At 57.9% G+C, this 17,380-nt stretch carries 13 protein-coding genes; 7 read left to right on the forward strand and 6 right to left on the reverse strand.

Going from position 1 to position 17,380, the window contains the following annotated elements; all coding sequences use genetic code 11:
* Positions 1–13: 13 nt before the first annotated feature.
* The 5 genes from GGR95_RS02175 to GGR95_RS02195 all read right to left on the reverse strand — a co-directional run bounded on the left by GGR95_RS02175 (position 14) and on the right by GGR95_RS02195 (position 6,182).
* Complete coding sequence (locus GGR95_RS02175; protein WP_184562290.1) at positions 14–1,717, reverse strand: hydantoinase B/oxoprolinase family protein; 1,704 nt, start codon at positions 1,715–1,717, stop codon at positions 14–16.
* 4 nt (positions 1,718–1,721) lie between these two features.
* A complete protein-coding gene (locus tag GGR95_RS02180; RefSeq protein WP_184562292.1) occupies positions 1,722–3,806 on the reverse strand; it encodes a hydantoinase/oxoprolinase family protein in 2,085 nt (694 codons plus the stop codon).
* A gap of 30 nt (positions 3,807–3,836) precedes the next feature.
* On the reverse strand, positions 3,837–4,280 hold the full coding sequence (locus GGR95_RS02185) for a GNAT family N-acetyltransferase (RefSeq protein ID WP_184562293.1): 444 nt from the start codon (positions 4,278–4,280) through the stop codon (positions 3,837–3,839).
* Between the two features lie 17 nt (positions 4,281–4,297).
* The gene (locus GGR95_RS02190) at positions 4,298–5,494 is read right to left on the reverse strand and encodes an NAD(P)/FAD-dependent oxidoreductase (protein WP_184562295.1); all 1,197 of its coding nucleotides are present in this window, start codon (positions 5,492–5,494) and stop codon (positions 4,298–4,300) included.
* Between the two features lie 82 nt (positions 5,495–5,576).
* Complete coding sequence (locus GGR95_RS02195; protein WP_184562298.1) at positions 5,577–6,182, reverse strand: DsbA family protein; 606 nt, start codon at positions 6,180–6,182, stop codon at positions 5,577–5,579.
* Between the two features lie 89 nt (positions 6,183–6,271).
* Between GGR95_RS02195 and GGR95_RS02200 the strand changes: the two genes are divergently transcribed.
* Positions 6,272–6,817, forward strand: a complete 546-nt coding sequence (locus GGR95_RS02200) for a sigma-70 family RNA polymerase sigma factor (RefSeq protein WP_184562299.1) — start codon at positions 6,272–6,274, stop codon at positions 6,815–6,817.
* A 10-nt stretch (positions 6,818–6,827) separates the two neighbouring features.
* Positions 6,828–7,514: an anti-sigma factor gene (locus GGR95_RS02205; protein WP_184562301.1), complete on the forward strand. Its 687-nt coding sequence runs from the start codon at positions 6,828–6,830 to the stop codon at positions 7,512–7,514.
* Positions 7,515–7,553: 39 nt separating this feature from the next.
* Here the strand turns inward: GGR95_RS02205 and truA are convergent, their stop codons facing one another.
* The gene (truA, locus tag GGR95_RS02210) at positions 7,554–8,321 is read right to left on the reverse strand and encodes a tRNA pseudouridine(38-40) synthase TruA (protein WP_184562303.1); all 768 of its coding nucleotides are present in this window, start codon (positions 8,319–8,321) and stop codon (positions 7,554–7,556) included.
* A gap of 85 nt (positions 8,322–8,406) precedes the next feature.
* Here truA and GGR95_RS02215 point away from each other — a divergent pair, with 85 nt between their 5' ends.
* The 5 genes from GGR95_RS02215 (at position 8,407) to ileS (ending at position 17,351) form a co-directional block, all read left to right on the forward strand.
* Entirely contained in the window at positions 8,407–9,822 is a 1,416-nt protein-coding gene (locus GGR95_RS02215) for a YcjX family protein (RefSeq protein ID WP_184562305.1), read from the forward strand.
* On the forward strand, positions 9,819–10,268 hold the full coding sequence (locus GGR95_RS02220) for a GNAT family N-acetyltransferase (RefSeq protein WP_343042029.1): 450 nt from the start codon (positions 9,819–9,821) through the stop codon (positions 10,266–10,268). The genes GGR95_RS02215 and GGR95_RS02220 overlap by 4 nt, the downstream gene beginning before the upstream one ends.
* Positions 10,268–11,281 carry a YcjF family protein gene (locus GGR95_RS02225; protein ID WP_184562307.1) on the forward strand — a complete coding sequence of 338 codons (1,014 nt, stop codon included), beginning with the start codon at positions 10,268–10,270 and terminating at the stop codon, positions 11,279–11,281. The genes GGR95_RS02220 and GGR95_RS02225 overlap by 1 nt, the downstream gene beginning before the upstream one ends.
* 77 nt (positions 11,282–11,358) lie before the next feature.
* Positions 11,359–14,265, forward strand: coding sequence for a DUF2339 domain-containing protein (locus GGR95_RS02230; protein ID WP_184562309.1), 2,907 nt, complete (start codon positions 11,359–11,361; stop codon positions 14,263–14,265).
* 179 nt (positions 14,266–14,444) lie between these two features.
* Positions 14,445–17,351: an isoleucine--tRNA ligase gene (ileS, locus tag GGR95_RS02235; RefSeq protein ID WP_184562311.1), complete on the forward strand. Its 2,907-nt coding sequence runs from the start codon at positions 14,445–14,447 to the stop codon at positions 17,349–17,351.
* Positions 17,352–17,380: the final 29 nt, after the last annotated feature.

The raw sequence follows: 17,380 nt of genomic DNA on the forward strand, positions 1-17,380 counted from the left end.
GTCTTGTATTACCTCATTTATCGGTGCCGGCCATTATTTCGGATTCTACTTTTTCAACGTCATCTACGCTTAGTTCATATTCTGTGATTGCTGATGTTGTGGTTATGTAACCTTTTTCCAAATCGCGCTTGATTTCGGTAGTGTCGCGTTCGGATACGGGGCCATATCCTGCACCACCCGGAAAGGCCATCTTCACGCGCTGCCCTTTAGGGATGCTCTGGCGGCCTTTGCCTTGCATGGGGGTGCCATCCTCGCGGGTAATGCGTGTAGGCGCACCATCGCCTCCGCCACGGCGCCCCCGTGCGGGATAATGCACGCGGTCCAACATGGCCGAGATGTCATACTCATAGCCGTCACGTGCGCCGATCTCCATGTATTGGCCCAACCCGCCCCGTTGCTTGCCGACACCGCCTGAATCGGCGCGCAGTTCTTTGCGCCAGATGATCACGGGGCCAGCATGTTCTGTCGCCTCTACAGGCATTGTCATTACGCCGGACGGGAAGGCGGTGGCATTCAGGCCGTCTATCAAAGGCCGCGCGCCTGCACCGCCAGAGTTGAAGGTGAGCACTTCTGCACGCCGCGCGCCCTTGGGGGCGTCGGCGGTGGGGCGCAGCGAGATTTGAAAATTGCACAGGCATCCCGCGCCTTCGGCTGGCACGACATCGGGCAGGATTTTGTCCAGCGCGTCATAGACTGTGTCAGGGACAAAGTGGCCAACGATGTGACGCAGGGCAACGGGGGCCGGATGCAGCGCGTTGACGATTGTGTTTTCAGGGGCGATGACTTCGAAGGGCGCAAGCGAGGCCGCGTTATTAGGGATTTCGGGCGCGATGGCGCATTTGAGCGCGTAGCAGGCGTAGGCTTTGGCATAGACCAAGGGGCAGTTGATGCCTTTTGGATCAAGACCTGAGGTCCCTGCAAAGTCAGTCAGGATGCGGTTTCCCTCAATGGTGAGTTTGACGCGCAGGGTGATCGGTGCGGCAAACCCGTCTACCGTCATTTCGCCAGTGGCTGAGGTCCGTGGCAGGGTTGCGATGCGCTCCAATGTGGCACGGCGGGAGTTGTCAAAGATGAAGTCGGCGATGCCCGTCAGATCCGTGAGGTTGAACTCGCCCATCATCTCGATCAGGCGGCGGTGGCCGATGTCATTGCAGGTGGCTAATGCATAGAGATCACCAACCAGTTGATCAGGTTCGCGCACATTTCCGCGCACAATCCGCAGTAGGGTTTCATCGACGGTGCCACGATCCGCAAAACGCATGATCGGCAGATACAGCCCTTCTTCGTAGATCGAGTTCGCGTCAGCTCCAAAGCCGCGCCCGCCAATATCAACCACATGGGCGGTACAGGCAAAGAACCCGACCAAGGTGCCATTGTGGAAAGAGGGGGTAACCATGGTGATGTCGTGCAAGTGGCCTGTGCCTTCCCATGGGTCGTTGGTCAGATAGACATCGCCCTGCGCCATGGTTTCACGCCCGATGCGGCGGATGAAATGGGCCACAGCATCGGCCATGGCATTCACATGCCCCGGCGTTCCTGTCACGGCCTGTGCCAGCATCAGCCCTTGGGCATCATAGACCCCTGCGGATAGATCACCCGCTTCGCGCACAGAGGTGGAGAAGGCGGTACGGACCAAGGCTTGCGCCTGTTCCTCAACGATAGAGATCAGGCGGTTCCACATGACTTGATAGGCGACAGTTGTAGGTTGCTTGCTCATGGTCCTATCCTTTGTTCTTTAGGGTGACATCGATGCAACCATCCGGTTGCCGATGCGCCCTGCGGCTGCTGGGGATGATGATGGTTGTTTCATCTTCGGTGATGCACGCGGGGCCCGATATTTCAGTGCCGGTCACCAACCTGTGGCGTCGATACAGGTATCCGTGAACGTTTTCGCCCTTGGCCGCGTCAAAGAAGCTGCACTTGCCATTCACCACGGCGACTTTGCCACGGGTTTGCTGAACTGCGCGATTGACAGGCTGCGGTGGGGTGGTGGCGTTGACCGACCAGACGGTGATCTCAATATCCATGCCCACGACTGCGCGGCCAAATAGGCGCGTGTAATCGGCGGTAAAGCGTTCTTCGAATACTGCCGGATCAGGATTTTGCACTTGCTCGGCGGTTAGCGAAACAGGAATCTCCCATCCTTGCCCCTTGTAGCGCATGTAGACTTTGTATTCCGCGATGATCTCGCCCTTGGGGGCGCAGGTGCGCACAAATGAGGTCGCCTCAGCGCGTAGTTCGGCCAGTAAATCAGTCACCGTGGGCCTGTCGAACCGCGCCAGCGTCATGTAAACTGAGCGCGTAGCCTCAAAGCTGAAGGGCGCACGCAAGAAACCGATGGCCGAGCCGACACCCGCCCCTTCAGGGATCAGCAGCCGCGTGATGCCCAGCTTTTCGCACAGGCGCCCCGCATGCAGGGGGGCCGCGCCGCCAAAGGCGATCATGGTGTATTCCGACAGGTCTTCGCCATTCTCAACCGCATGCACGCGGGCGGCATTGGCCATGTTTTCATCGACAACCTCAACCAGTCCCGAGGCGGCGGTTTTTACATCAAGGTCCAGCGGATCACCCAAGTCAGCCAGCACCGCAGCGCGAGCGGCGTTTTCATCCAGTGTCATGGTGCCGCCTGCAAATTTCTTGGCATCCAGCTTGCCAACCACCAGATTGGCGTCGGTGACAGTGGGGCGTGTACCACCACGGCCATAGCAGGCAGGGCCGGGTTCGGAGCCTGCGCTTTCTGGCCCGACACGGATCTGGCGCAGGGCATCCACATGCGCGATCGAGCCGCCGCCCGCGCCGATTTCTACCATATCAATCACGGGGATCGAAATTGGCATGCCTGACCCCTTTTTAAAGCGGTAGCTACGGGCAACTTCAAACACGCGTGAAGTTTTGGGGGTTTGGTTCTGGATCAGGCAAATCTTGGCGGTGGTGCCACCCATGTCAAAGCTGAGCACCTTATCCAGCCCGTAGCGCGCTGCGATATGGGCAGCAAAAACAGCCCCACCAGCGGGGCCGCTTTCAACCAGTCGTACGGGGAATTCGGCGGCATTTGTGATAGAGATAATGCCCCCGCCCGAGTGCATCAGGAAAATGGCGCAATTTACACCCTCATTGCGCAACCGTCCCTCCAGCCGCCCCAGATAGGATTTCATCAGCGGTTTGATATAGGCGTTGGCGACTGTCGTGTTGAACCGTTCATATTCGCGCATCTGCGGGGAGACTTCGCAGCTGAGCGAGATCATCACATCGGGCAGGCGGGCGGCCAGCACATCCCGCACAAGGCGTTCATGTGTGGGGTTGAGATAGCTGTGTAGCAATCCGATGGCGACGCTTTCATACCCTGCGATGGCGATGGCTTCGACGACAGGTTCGATATCGGCGGCAGTAAGGGGCAATAGTTCGCCTCCAGAGGCATCAATGCGGCCCGGCACCGTGTAACGCCGTTGGCGCGGCAGCAGAGGTTCTGGCAGTTTCAGGTTCAGGTCATATTGTTCAAACCGCGACTCGGTGCGCATTTCGATGACATCGCGGAATCCTTCGGTGGTGATCAACGCAGTTTTAGCACCGCGGCGTTCAATCAACGCGTTGGTGGCCAAGGTAGTACCATGGATGATCTGGGTGATGTCACGTGGCTTCAGCCCCGCCTTTTCACAAACGATGTGCATGCCGTCGATGATCGCCTGTTCGGGCGCGGTATAGGTGGTCAGTACTTTGGTGGAGAAGCTGTCGCCGCCCGTCTCAAGCACAACATCTGTAAACGTGCCGCCAATATCTACGCCAAGACGTGCATCTTGTCTGTCCATCTCAATATTCCAGTCTTTTGGTTCGGTCTTTTAAAGCTTGATGTCGTAGGTGACCCAAGGCGTGCGCGTGGCGACGCGGTCATATACACCGCGAGCGCGGTAGTTGTCCTCGGCGGTGATCCAGCGGATCAGGCCCCAACCGTTTTCGCGTCCTTTGTCAGCCACAGCTTCAATCAGCGCTTGGGCAGCCCCTGATCCGCGTGTGTCGGGATCGACAAACAAGTCGTCTAGAAACCCGTTGGTCGCTGCCCGTAGGTTTGAGGTGAACGGGCGGTAATGGGTAAAGCCGATGATGGTATCGTCCAGCACGGCGACAATGCAGTTTGATCCGTGTGCAGGATCATGAAGCCAGCCCCAGACCGTATCGCGCATGGCTTGAGTCTGCTCAACCTTGTAAAATGTTGCATAGCCCTGAAATAGCACCTCCCATTCGGCGTGATCGGTTTGGGCTAGGGGGCGGGTAGTAAGGGACATAAGTTTTCCAGTTTGGTTTAGATGATAGCAGTCTCAAGAAAGCTCTCGTTGCGGTGGGTACGGTTTACGTCAAATGCGCTGAGGTCAAGACTGCGGTAAGTGCCATAGGTGATCAATTCGGCGATGCCGCGGCCAATGGCGGGGGCTTGTTGCAGCCCATGACCCGAAAATCCGTTGACGAAGATAAAGTTCGGGCAGCTCTGTGCGCGGCCCAGCAAAGCGTTTTGATCCAGCGTGTTATAGGCGTAATGGCCAACCCATTCGTTGATGACTTTGACCGCTTCGAATTGCGGGATGCGGGTGGCGATGGCGGGCCAGACTTTATTTTCCCACAGGCTGTGATCAAAATCAAAATCATCATAGGCGGCATCATAATCGTCTTCGGGCGGGCAACCAGCCATGTAATATTTGCCATCTGACCTGACATGCACGCCTGAGGGATCAATGGTGAGCGGTAAATCAATGTCCAGCGGCTGTGCCGCATCAAAAACAAAGGTATAGCGTTTTCGCGGAACAACAGGAATTTCCAGCCCTGCCATCTGCGCAGTGGCCGCGGCACGCGGGCCAGAGGCATTTACAACCGTACCGCAGGCGATGTCGGTGCCATCTGATAAGGTCACGCTGTTCACCCTATCGCCTTTACGGGTGATCGCCGTCACTTCGGCATGCACAAACTCTATCCCTGCCGCACGGGCGCTGCGTTTGAACCAGTCAAACATGGTGCCGCCGTCAAAATAGCCCTCGTCTACCAGATTGTGATTGCCTGCCAGAATGTCATCAAGCTGATAAAACGGATAAGCCTGCGCAATCTCATCGCGGCTCATGTGGCGAGTGGCGGTGCCAAGGGCGCTTTGCACCGCCTGTGAGCGCTGCAAGGATTGTGTGAATTCTGGCGTATCGGCCAGATAGAGATAGCCAAAGCTTTGCAGCGTCAGGTTTGGCACATCGGGATTGTCGCCCATGAAGCTGCGAAAATTGCGGATGAATTGAGCGCCGAACTGGCTGACCTGAATGTTGGTTGCATTGCTGAATTGCTGGCGGATGCAGCTGTTGGTGTGGGACGTGGAGGCAAATGTATAGGTCGGGTCACGCTCAACCACCAAAACAGTGCCGTCAAACCCCGCCATTTGCGTCAGCCACCACGCCACGGAGGAGCCATAGATCGCTCCTCCGATAATCACCACATCATAGCTGGAGCGGGTAGGGGTGCGCATGGGCAGGCTTTCTTCTGTGAGTTGCAAGGAGCCGATTTAACAAAGCCTAATCATGGCTGGAAGATATTGCCCAGAGCGATTTTCAGGGATCAAAGGGCTGCTTGATCGCACGGGCGACCAATTCAAGGCGATCTTGCCCGTAAAACATATCTCCGCCTACAAAATATGTGGGCGAACCAAAGACACTGCGTGCAATCGCTTCTTTCGTATTGGCTGAAAACTGCTCACTTACGGCGGTGCTACGGGCCATTTTCAGCAAAGCCTGAGCGTCTTCGCCGCACTCCTGCGCGATTTGCAAAAGGGTATCAGCATCCGCAATATCCGCATCATCACGCCAATGGGCCTGTAAAATGGCAAAGCCGACGCGGTCTGGATCAGTGGCCGCAATGATCATGCCGCTGGCAAGGGCGAGTGGATTATCATGATGGGTCGGGCGACGGGAGATCATTGGCAAATCGCGCCATTGCGACCAACGGCGTAATTCGCGGCCAAAGAAATACTCGATATGCGCCACGGTACGGCCTTGGATCACGTGTGGGCTGGCTGCTTGCACAACAGGGAGATAGTCAAAGGGGCGGTGCACCACCCGCCACCCACTGTCTTGCGCGATCTGCGCCAGCGCCTTTGTCCCCAGATAGGCATAGGCGGAATGGGCGGCGTAAAAATACTCAATAGTGTTAGCGGTCACGGCGGTCTCCGGTAAAAAATCTCATTGTTCATTTGACTTTAGCCGCGATCGCTCCATTGTCACGGGGGAAGTAGGGCAAGGGCTGTTTGATGGACCGCGGACAGATAGAAACGTTGATCAGCCGTGTGGCGTTGAATGATCGGGCGGCGTTTACAGGACTTTATGATGCGACCTCGGCGAAACTTTTCGGCGTGTGCCTGCGTGTGTTGAATGATCGGGCCGCAGCAGAGGACGCCATGCAAGATAGTTTTGTGAAAGTATGGAAACACGCATCGCGCTATCAGGCCAATGGGCTGAGCCCGATGACATGGCTGATCACAATTGCGCGGAACACTGCGATCGATCGGCTGCGTGCAACCCGTAAAGGACATGTTGATATAGATACGCCGGGGCTTGAACTGGCTGCTTCGGGCGCTGGACCAGAACAAATGGCGGTGGCCTCTGGCGAGGCGCGCAGGCTGGTAGGGTGTCTGGATGAACTCTCCGAGGATCGCGGCGTGGCGGTGCGGGGGGCGTATTTGGACGGGCAAAGCTATCAGGAATTGGCGGATGCATTTTCTGTGCCGCTTAATACAATGCGCACATGGTTGCGTCGTGGGTTAATGTCGTTACGTGAATGTATGAGTCGTGAGTGAGGGGGACGAAATGACCGATGATGTGGCACCCCAGGGCGATGATCTTTTGGCAGCAGAACTGGCGCTGGGCCTGCTGGAAGGCGATGAGCTGAGCCAAGCAAACGCACGTGCGCTGCGTGACCCCGCCTTTGCAGTACTGCTGGTTGCATGGCAGGAACGGCTGGTCGCGATGACAGATGAGATCGCGCCAGTGACCCCGCCAAAACATGTCAAAAAGCGTCTGTTAAGTACATTGTTCGTCACTGCACCCGTGCCCGTGTTGCAGCGGCTGTGGATATGGAAAGGGCTAAGCTTTGCCGCATTGGCGCTTGCCGCCTTTTTGGGCGTTCAGCAGTTGGGACCAGAAACACCACCAGCGGCAGGGCCGCTATATGCCACACAGTTGATGGGTGATGGGGTGCCGTTGCAAGTCTTGGCGGTTCTGGATGCGCGACAAGGGGACGTCGCGCTGAGCCGTGTTGCAGGGCGCGAGGCCGAGGGCCGATCGTTTGAGCTTTGGGCGATTGTGCCGGATACGCCGCCGATATCGTTGGGTATTATGCAAGAGGGTGCGACCATGCGGGTGGCCTTGCCAGAGAATTTGCGTAGCCGTGGTGCCGAAATCACGCTGGCCATTACAGATGAACCCGCAGGTGGATCGCCCAACGGCGTGCCCACAGGTGACGTGTTGGCGGCCTCCGCATTGGTCGCTATTTAGCGCGGCCAGCGCGTAGAGTGAGTTCGATGCGTCGGGTGATCAGGAAAATGGCATTTCTGGATAGCTAACGCCAGCCAGATATAGCCCATGGGGCGGGCAGACTGGGCCGCATGCGGCGCGGTCGCGGGCCTCGAGGGCGGCGGTCACGTCATCGGGCGTCATCTGCCCGCTGCCGACCCGCTCCAACGTGCCAACAAAGCTGCGTACTTGGTTGTGCAGAAATGACCGCGCACGCACGTCAAAATGAACTTCTGTGCCCTGTAGGGTTTCGACCTGAGTGATGTCCAAACGGCTCATTGTCTTGATCGGGCTGAGCGACTGACAGATGGTGGAACGGAACGTGGTGAAGTCGTGTTCGCCGAGCAGCCTGTTGGCCGCTTCTTGCATGGTTGCGATGTCCAATTTGTTCTTAATCTGCCAAACCAACCCTTTTTGGTGGGTCGCAGGGGCGCGGCGGCACAAAATGCGAAAGAAATACTGTCGCTCTTGCGCAGAAAACCTTGCGTGAAACGTATCGGGCACAGGCACGCAATTCACAATCGCCACAGGCGCGGGTTTCAGGTGGTAATTGACGGCTTCTGACAAGCGGAAGGGGGTCCAGTCGCGTTCCATATCACAATGGGCAACCTGTCCCAACGCATGCACACCTTTATCCGTGCGCCCTGCGGCGGCGATATTATGGGTGCGCGGCTCCAGCTTGGCCAAGGCATCTTCAATGGCACCCTGAACCGAAGCAAGGGTCTTTTGGCGCTGCCAACCGTGGAAGGGCGCGCCATTATATTCAATCTGAAGGGCATAACGTGGCATAAAGGGGCTTTATCGCGGGGGGTGCCCTGTGGCAATCCCTACACAACACGCCTATGTAAGAGGTTGTTAAAAGGGCAGGGTTTTCGTGGTCATATCTCAAATTGCTGATGGCATCTGGCGGCAAGTCGAATCTGTGCAAGACACGGTTTCTGAAACATTCTTTGAGCCGGTGATCCGGCTTGGGGTGACGGGTCTTGCGCGTTCGGGTAAAACTGTCTTTATCACGTCGCTTGTGGCCAACCTGATGGACCGTGGCCGCATGCCCGGTTTGGTGGCCGCTGGCGAAGGGCGGATTGAGGCGGCATTTTTGCAACCCCAGCCCAATGATACCATCCCGCGGTTTGAGTATGAGACACATATGGCGGCGCTTACCACGCCGACGCCCAGTTGGCCTGACAGCACCCGTGCCGTATCCGAGTTGCGGCTGAGCTTGCGCGTGCGGCCCAAAGGGTTGCTCTCGGGGTTACAAGGGCCGCGCACGGTGCATCTGGATATTGTCGATTATCCGGGGGAATGGCTGTTGGATTTGGGGCTGCTGGACATCAGCTATGATGACTGGTGTGCGCAAACGCTGGCGCGCATTGCGCCGCGTGCGCAGGCGCGTGAATATCTGGCGCTGGCGGCGGGGATTGATCCGCAGGCCCCGTTGGAAGAACCGATCGCGAAAGAACTAGCGCAGGCCTATGCCAGCTATCTTACGCAGGCACGTGCGGACGGGTTTTCAGATTGCACGCCGGGGCGGTTTTTGCTGCCCGGTGATCTGGCGGGGTCTCCGGTGCTGACATTCGCACCGCTGCCTGCGGCACAGGGCGATGCCCGCAAAAGCCTGCGCCGTGAAATGGCCCGCCGCTTTGAGGCGTATAAACGTCAGGTGGTTAAGCCATTTTTCCGCGATCACTTCTCTCGCATCGACCGTCAAGTTGTGCTGGTGGATGCGTTGGGCGCAATCAATGCTGGTCCGCCAGCCGTAGAAGACTTGCGCGCTGCGATGAGCGAAACACTCGGCGCGTTTCGCCCGGGCCGCAATAGTTTCCTGACAGGGCTGTTAGGGGGTAGGCGGGTTGAGAAAATTCTCTTTGCGGCGACCAAAGCGGATCATCTGCACCACAGCCAGCACGCGCAATTGACTGCGATCATGGAGGCCTTGACGCGCGAGGCCCGTGAACGTGCGCGGTTCGCAGGGGCAAAAACCCAAGCACTGGCCATCGCGTCGTTGCGTGCCACCACCGAAGATACGATGACCTATGAGGGTACAAAACTGGACGTGGTGCGCGGCACCTTGTTGGATACAGGCAAACAAGCGGCGTTTTACCCCGGCGCATTGCCCCAAGACCCGGCGCATCTGCTCAGCCCTGCCAAGGCAGGGGCGGAGAAATGGCTGGACGCGGATTACCAAATTATGCGTTTCGCGCCAGCGCCTCTGACCCTGCGGTCAGGCGACGGGCCACCCCATATCCGTCTGGACCGTGCGGCAGAATTCCTGATTGGAGACAGGCTGTGAGCGCGGTGATGATCCGTCCCGCGCGGGTTCTGGATGCGGGCAAGCTGGGGGATATTCTTGCGGCCGCGAACAGGCAGTTGGCGTGGTTGCCGCCGCTTTATACCTCTGCCGAGGAGATCATGCTGATCGGCGATATGATCGATGCGGGGTGGGTGCGTACGGCCTATGTGGATGACGGGTTGGTGGGCTTCATTGCGCGCAAGGGTACAGAGGTGCACGCGCTGGCTGTAGTCCCGCACATGGAAGGGCAGGGTGTTGGCAGGGCCATGATGCGCGATGCGCAACGCAAAGCCAAAAAGCTGGGATTATGGAGCTATCAAGCCAATGACCGTGCCACTTATTTTTATGAGCGTGCTGGATTCGTGGAAATCCTGCGCACGGATGGCGCTGGCAATGAGGCACATCTGCCGGATATTCGTTATGAATGGCAAAGGGAGGCCGAGTGATGGCTAAAGGTCCCGTATTATTTGACCTGGAAGGCGACACTTCTGAACGCCCGTCGGTGGCTGATGCGCCTGCGGTTCAGGATTTGCCCCAAGGCGATGCCCCACAAGGGCAAGCGATGCAGATTGCCGCAAGGCTGGCGGCACGCAAGCCTTCGCTTTTGACGCGGTTGTTCTGGGGCTTGGCGGGGGCTGTGTTGGCCGCGCTTGTATCGCTTGCGGCGTGGCGTTTCATTACTGATCTGATGACGCGTTATCCCCTGTTGGGCATGGCGATGACTGTGTTGATGTCGGCGTTTTTACTGGTCTGTGCTTTGGTGGCGCTGCGTGAATTGGCCGCCTTCGGGCGGCTTGGCCGTTTGGATGGATTGCGCCACAGCGCAACTGTGACACTGGCCAGTGGGGATTTGAAAGCGGCCCGTGATGTGACCGACCGTTTGGTGGGCCTCTATAAAGGGCGTGAAGATACCCGTTGGGGGCGCGAGCGTCTGGCAGAGTTGCGCGGGGATCAGTTGGATGCGGCGGGTTTGCTGGCTTTGGCCGAAACTGAATTGTTGTCGCCGTTGGATAACGCGGCCCAACGTGAAGTCGAGGCCGCAGCGCGTCAGGTGGCAACGGTGACAGCGCTGGTGCCTTTGGCGTTGGCAGATGTTGTGGCCGCGCTCACCTCTAACCTGCGCATGATCCGCCGCATCGCCGAGATTTACGGCGGGCGCTCAGGGTTTTTCGGCAGCTGGCGTTTGACCCGTGCAGTGCTATCACATCTGGTGGCGACAGGGGCTGTGGCTGTGGGGGATGATATGTTGGAACCGATCTTGGGCGGTTCACTTCTGGGCAAACTCAGTCGCCGTTTTGGCGAGGGCATGGTGAATGGGGCTCTGACCGCACGCGTGGGGGTCGCCGCGATAGAGGTCTGCCGCCCGCTGCCCTTTACGGCTGTGAAACGCCCCAAAGTGCGCAGTATCATCGCCCAAAGCCTTGGTGGCTTGTTCAGTAAGGCCAACGCAAAAGGTTAAGGTTTTCCTTACTGTTTGACGTGGGCGTGTTTGTTTAAAATAGTGTAAACTGCGATTTTGAGACGGGAAGAATACGTATGGATGGCCTTTTGTTGATTGCGGCACTGGTTGTGCTGGCCATCCCTGTGACGTTGATTGCATTGATTATTGGGCAATCTGGCCTGCGCACGCGTCTGCACGATGCCGAAAACAAGATCACAGCCTTGCAAAAAACCATAGATGCGATGGGCAACGGTAAAGTTGAAAAGCCTCAAAACGCGCTCGAGCCGTGGAAAACTGTAAGCGCCCAGCCTGCATCGGTTTCGGATACGCCAGCGGTGCAGACTGCGCCTGTCTCAGAAGCCAAAGCGCCTGAAGCAAAAGAAATTGTCTGGCCCCGGTCGCAATCCACGCCGCCGCCGATCACTCAAAAACCGCCAGTTCTTCCGGCGGAGCCGACCAAACTGGTCGCACCACGTCCCCCGTCACCAATTGCACAGGCACTGGCCGATTTTGGCCCGTGGTTGCAGCAAAACTGGTTCTACGCTGTGTCCGCTGCTTCGCTGGCGCTGGCGGGGGTTTTCCTTGTGCAATACGGCATGGAAAACGGTCTGTTGCCGCCCCGTGCGCGGGTTGCTGCGGCCTTGGCCTTTGGTGCAGCGCTGATCGGTGTGGGCGAGTTTATTCGCCGCCGCTTTGGCGATGGGCCACAATCGGCCACGGCCTATTTGCCCTCGGTCTTTTCGGGGGCGGGTATCGTGACGTTGTTTGGCGCGATCCTGTCTGCGCGGATGATGTATGATCTGATCGGTGGTGGGTCGGCTATGGTCGGCATGGTTGCTGTCGCGCTGATTGCGGTTGTGTTGGGCTGGATGCACGGGCCGCTGCTGGTGGCTGTGGGTGTCATCGGTGCGTATGGCGCGCCGCTGGTGCTGGGAGACTCCTCGGCTGACGCGAGTCCGTTGTTTGGTTATTTTGCCGTGATCGCGTTGCTGGGGCTAGGTGTGGATACGGTGCGCCGCTGGGGTTGGATTTCTGCGCTGACACTGACGCTGGCATATCTGATGGGCTTTGCCATCGTGCTGGGCGGGGGCGGCGCAACAGCGTGGACAGGGCAGTTGTATTTCGCTGTTTTGCCTTTGCTGGCTATTTTGATCCCTGCGCGCAGCTTTGTGCCTGACCATGCAGGCCCGCCTGCGTTGTTGGGGGTGCTGGGGCGGATGACACTTGGCGCGAAAGAGCGCGGCGCGACATGGCCTTCTTTCCCGACATTGCTAGCCTTTGCCAGTGTCGCCGCAAGCTGTTTCATCCTGCTCACCATCTGGAAACCGGGTGAGGCGGAAATCTGGTTGAGCGTTGGCCTGATGACAGTGTTGGGCGCTGTGTTGATCCTTTGGTCGCGCCGCGCTCCTGCGCTGCAAGACGCGGCTTTGCTGCCGATGGGCACGCTGCTGCTGTCGGTTTTTGCACAGGGCGAAAACCGCCGCGTTACCTATCGCCAGTTCATTGATACCTATAGCGAAAGCCCCGAGGCGGCGTTTCCTTGGGTCGTGACGCTCTTGCTGGTGCTGGCGGTGGGTCTGTCGGTGCTGGCCCTTTGGCGGGCGATGCGGGGCGGGCAGTTTGGTGTGATCTGGGCTGTTATCGCCGCTGTATATGCACCTGCAATGGCGATTGTGCTGGAAATGGTCTGGAACCCTGCGGCGGTTATCGGAGCCTATCCTTGGGCCTTGCATGCGGCGGGGCTGGCGGTGCTGATGGCGCTGTTTGCTGAACGGCTTGCACGGCAAGACGGGGCCGAGCGTTTGCGGGTCAGTTTTGCGGTGATGTCGATGCTTGCCTGTTTGGCTTTCGCCTTTGTTATCGTCCTCAGTTCGGTCGCTTTGACCGTGGCGTTGTCTGTGACGGTTGTTGCTGCCGCTGCACTGGATCGCATGTGGCGTTTGCCTGCGCTGTCGTGGTTCATTGCGGTTGGCGTGGTCACCGTGGGCTTCCGCCTCGTTGCTGATCCGGGGCTGGTTTACGGGGCCGAGGGACCGCTTGCGGGTGTGTTGCTGGCCTATGGCGGGGCGCTGGCTGCGTTTATTGCTGCATTGTGGTTGTTGCGTCCGCTGGAGCGGCAGACCGCCAAGGTTATGCTTGATTCCGCTGCGTGGTCCACGGGCGGGCTGACGCTGAGCCTGTTGGTTCTGCGCTGGATCGAGAGCAAAGTGGGCATTGGCTATGTCGAGAGCCATTGGAGCCTTGGCCTGAATGCCGCGATCTGGATCGGATTGGCGTTGGCTCAGGTACAGCGCAGCGAAGGGCGTTCGGCTGGCGTGTTGGACAAAATGCGGTGGGCATTGGCCGCGCTGTTTGGCCTGATCGGTGGGGTAGCGTTGCTTGGCGCATTGACCGAAGCAAATCCCGTGTTCGAGGCGGGAAAATCGGCGGATGTCTATGGCCCGATTGTTATCAATACATTGGCAGCGGCCTATCTGGTGCCCGCATTGGTGCTGCTGGCAGGGGCGTGGCGTTTGGGGCAGATTGATCTGCGGTTGCGCAAAGGCCTGGCCATTACAAGTGGCGCTTTGACGGTGATTTGGGCGCTGACTGTGATCCGCCACTTCTGGCAAGGCGGGTCTATGATGCCGCTCAGCTTGGGCATCTCGCAACCAGAGCAATACACCTATACGCTCATCTTGCTGGTTACGGGGGCAGGGCTGTTTTATCAGTCTCTTGCACGCCGATCAGATGAGCTACGCAAGGCGGGGCTGGTGGTGATTGGCATGGCTGTGGCCAAGGTTTTCCTGATTGATGTGACCGATCTGGATGGGCTGACGCGGGTGTTCTCGCTCTTGGTGCTGGGGCTGGCTTTGGCTGCGCTGGCGTGGTTGAACCGCTGGGCGCAGGACCGCGACCTTGCCGAGGCGGCGCACCCCGTGCCGCCTGCTGTGCCGCCCTCATTGCCGTCAAGCGACGCTGCGTCAGAGGATGATCGCGAAACGACAGAGGATAAAGAGTAAGACGCGCTTGCTCCCTAGCGGGAGCGGGCCTATAAGCGCCTCAACATGACAGAGCATCTGATCATACAGCGAATTACATCCCCGGCGCTCGGCCAGTCCTGAGCCGCCGGGCAAAGGTGTTTGAGCCGCTCGCACCGACCCCATTTTTATATATTTGACGATGATAAAGGACGCCCCACATGTGCGCCGAGACCCCAGACTATAAATCTACTTTGAACCTGCCAAAAACCGATTTCCCAATGCGTGCGGGATTGCCCAAACGTGAGCCAATGTGGCTGGAACAGTGGAATGAAATCGGCATCTATGACCGCCTGCGCGAAAAGGCCAAGACCGAGACACGCGAACCGTTCACCCTGCATGATGGCCCCCCCTATGCCAACGGGCATTTGCACATCGGTCACGCGCTGAACAAAACCATCAAAGACATGATCGTGCGCAGCCACCAGATGATGGGCCGCGATGCGCGTTACATCCCGGGCTGGGATTGCCATGGTCTGCCGATCGAATGGAAGATCGAAGAACAGTACCGTAAAAAAGGCCGCGACAAGGACCAAGTGCCGATCAATGAATTCCGTGGTGAATGCCGCGAGTTTGCCAAAGGCTGGGTGGACATCCAGCGTGAGGAATTCAAACGCCTTGGGGTTCAGGGAAACTGGGATAAGCCATACCTGACAATGGATTTCCACGCCGAGCGCGTGATCGCCGAAGAATTCATGAAATTCTTGATGAACGGCACGCTGTACCAAGGCTCTAAACCTGTGATGTGGTCGCCTGTTGAGCAGACCGCATTGGCCGAGGCCGAGGTTGAGTATCACGACAAAGACAGTTTCACGATCTGGGTGAAGTTTAAAGTTGTTGGTGGTGGCGATCTGGAAGATGCGCAGGTTGTCATCTGGACAACGACGCCATGGACAATGCCATCGAACAAAGCAGTCGTTTACGGCGCGGGTATTTCTTATGGCCTGTATGAAATCACTGGCACGCCTGACGAATGCTGGGTGAATGTGGGCGATAAATATCTGCTGGCCGATAATATGGCGGCGGATGTTCTGGGGCGTGCACGTCTGGAGGAAGGGCAGTGGGCCCGTGTCCGTGATGTGACCACTGCTGAACTTGAAACCATCAGCCTCAAGCACCCGCTGCATGGTGTCGACGGCGGCAACGGCGAATGGGATGATCTGCGCGATTTCCGCGCCGCTGATTTTGTGACCGACACTGATGGTACGGGCTTTGTGCATTGCGCGCCAAGCCATGGTTTGGATGAATATGATCTCTACCGTGATCTGGGCATGCTGGACCAAGTTATCACGTATAATGTGATGCCCGATGGTCGTTACCGCGATGATTTGCCGCTGTTTGGCGGCAAGGCGATCCTCAAGCCGAACGGCAAAGAGGGCAACGCCAACGCTGCTGTGATCGACAAGCTGGTCGAAGTCGGTGGCCTGCTGGCGCGTGGCAAGATCAAACACAGCTACCCACACAGCTGGCGCTCTAAAGCGCCCGTGATCTATCGCAACACTCCGCAATGGTTTGCCGCGATTGATAAAACTGTGGGTGATGGTCAGGACCAATTCGGCACCACCATCCGTGAACGTGCGCTGACCGAGATCGACAACGTCAACTGGACGCCAAAATCAGGCCGCAACCGCCTGCACGCGATGATGGAGGCACGCCCAGATTGGGTGCTGTCGCGCCAACGTGCATGGGGTGTGCCGCTCACCTGCTTTACGCGCAAAGGTGTGCTGCCGACGGATGCGGATTTCCTGCTGCGCAATGCAGAGGTGAACCAGCGTATTGTTGAGGCGTTTGAAGTTGAAGGTGCGGATGCGTGGTATGAGGACGGCGCAAAGGCGCGTTTCCTTGACGGTATCGTGAACCCTGATGATTACGATCAAGTCACCGATATTCTGGACGTGTGGTTCGACTCTGGTTCGACTCATGCCTTCACTCTGCGTGATCGCGAAGATGGCTCAGAGGATGGCATCGCAGATGTCTATATGGAAGGCACCGACCAGCACCGCGGCTGGTTCCACTCGTCCTTGCTGCAATCGGTTGGCACCACGGGCCGCGCGCCGTACCGCAATGTTGTGACGCATGGCTTTACGTTGGATTCAAAGGGCATGAAGATGTCCAAATCCATCGGCAATACCATCGTACCCGAGAAAATCATCCAGCAATACGGGGCGGACATCCTGCGCCTTTGGGTGGCCCAGACGGATTACACCAACGATCAGCGCATCGGTGATGAAATCCTCAAAGGCACCTCGGACAGTTATCGCCGCTTGCGCAACACCATGCGCTATATGCTGGGTGCCTTGTCTGATTTCACCGAGGCAGACCGCGTAGACGCCGCTGATATGCCCGAGTTGGAGCGTTGGGTGCTGCACCGTCTGGCCGAGTTGGATACAGTGGTACGTGACGGCTATTCGCGCTTTGATTTCCAAGGCGTTTTCCGCGCGATCTTTGAATTCGCCACGCTGGATTTGTCGGCCTTCTACTTTGATATCCGCAAAGACGCGCTGTATTGTGATGGCGATACGCTGCGCCGCCGTGCGGCACGCACGGTGTTGGATCTGTTGTTCCACCGTCTGACAACTTGGTTGGCACCCGTTCTGGTGTTCACCATGGAAGAAGTCTGGCTGGAGCGTATGGGTGGCGAAGGCAGCTCGGTTCACCTGCAAGATATTCCTGCCACGCCTGAGGGTTGGCTGGATACGGAATTGGCCGCAAAATGGGCCAAGGTCCGTGCGGCGCGCCGTGTGGTGACTGCCGCTTTGGAAGTACAGCGTACAGCCAAGGTAATTGGTGCCTCGCTTGAGGCGGCTCCGGTTGTCTATGTTGAAGACGCAGCGCAGCGTGCGGCGTTGGAGAGTGTGTCGTTTGATGATGTGACCATCACCAGCCAGATCACTGTCACAGGCGATGCAGCACCTGAGGATGCGTTCCGCATGCCCGAAACCGACGGTGTGGCCGTGTCCTTTGTTCTGGCCCAAGGCGAGAAATGTGCGCGGTGCTGGAAAGTTCTGCCAGATGTTGGAACCCACAAGCATGCAGGCGTTTGTGCCCGCTGTGACGATGCGGTTTAAGGCATAAAGATTGGTCAGGGGCGGGTTTG

Origin of the sequence: Sulfitobacter undariae, from assembly GCF_014196805.1 — a bacterium.
GTDB lineage: Bacteria > Pseudomonadota > Alphaproteobacteria > Rhodobacterales > Rhodobacteraceae > Sulfitobacter > Sulfitobacter undariae.

Coding starts and splice junctions, on each gene's coding strand:
- truA (WP_184562303.1), bottom strand. CDS start 8,321: ATGCCACGTTATGCCCTTCAGATTGAATATAATGGCGCGCCCTTCCAC.
- GGR95_RS02185 (WP_184562293.1), bottom strand. CDS start 4,280: ATGTCCCTTACTACCCGCCCCCTAGCCCAAACCGATCACGCCGAATGG.
- GGR95_RS02180 (WP_184562292.1), bottom strand. CDS start 3,806: ATGGACAGACAAGATGCACGTCTTGGCGTAGATATTGGCGGCACGTTT.
- GGR95_RS02190 (WP_184562295.1), bottom strand. CDS start 5,494: ATGCGCACCCCTACCCGCTCCAGCTATGATGTGGTGATTATCGGAGGA.
- GGR95_RS02175 (WP_184562290.1), bottom strand. CDS start 1,717: ATGAGCAAGCAACCTACAACTGTCGCCTATCAAGTCATGTGGAACCGC.
- ileS (WP_184562311.1), top strand. CDS start 14,445: ATGTGCGCCGAGACCCCAGACTATAAATCTACTTTGAACCTGCCAAAA.
- GGR95_RS02205 (WP_184562301.1), top strand. CDS start 6,828: ATGACCGATGATGTGGCACCCCAGGGCGATGATCTTTTGGCAGCAGAA.
- GGR95_RS02225 (WP_184562307.1), top strand. CDS start 10,268: ATGGCTAAAGGTCCCGTATTATTTGACCTGGAAGGCGACACTTCTGAA.
- GGR95_RS02230 (WP_184562309.1), top strand. CDS start 11,359: ATGGATGGCCTTTTGTTGATTGCGGCACTGGTTGTGCTGGCCATCCCT.
- GGR95_RS02200 (WP_184562299.1), top strand. CDS start 6,272: ATGGACCGCGGACAGATAGAAACGTTGATCAGCCGTGTGGCGTTGAAT.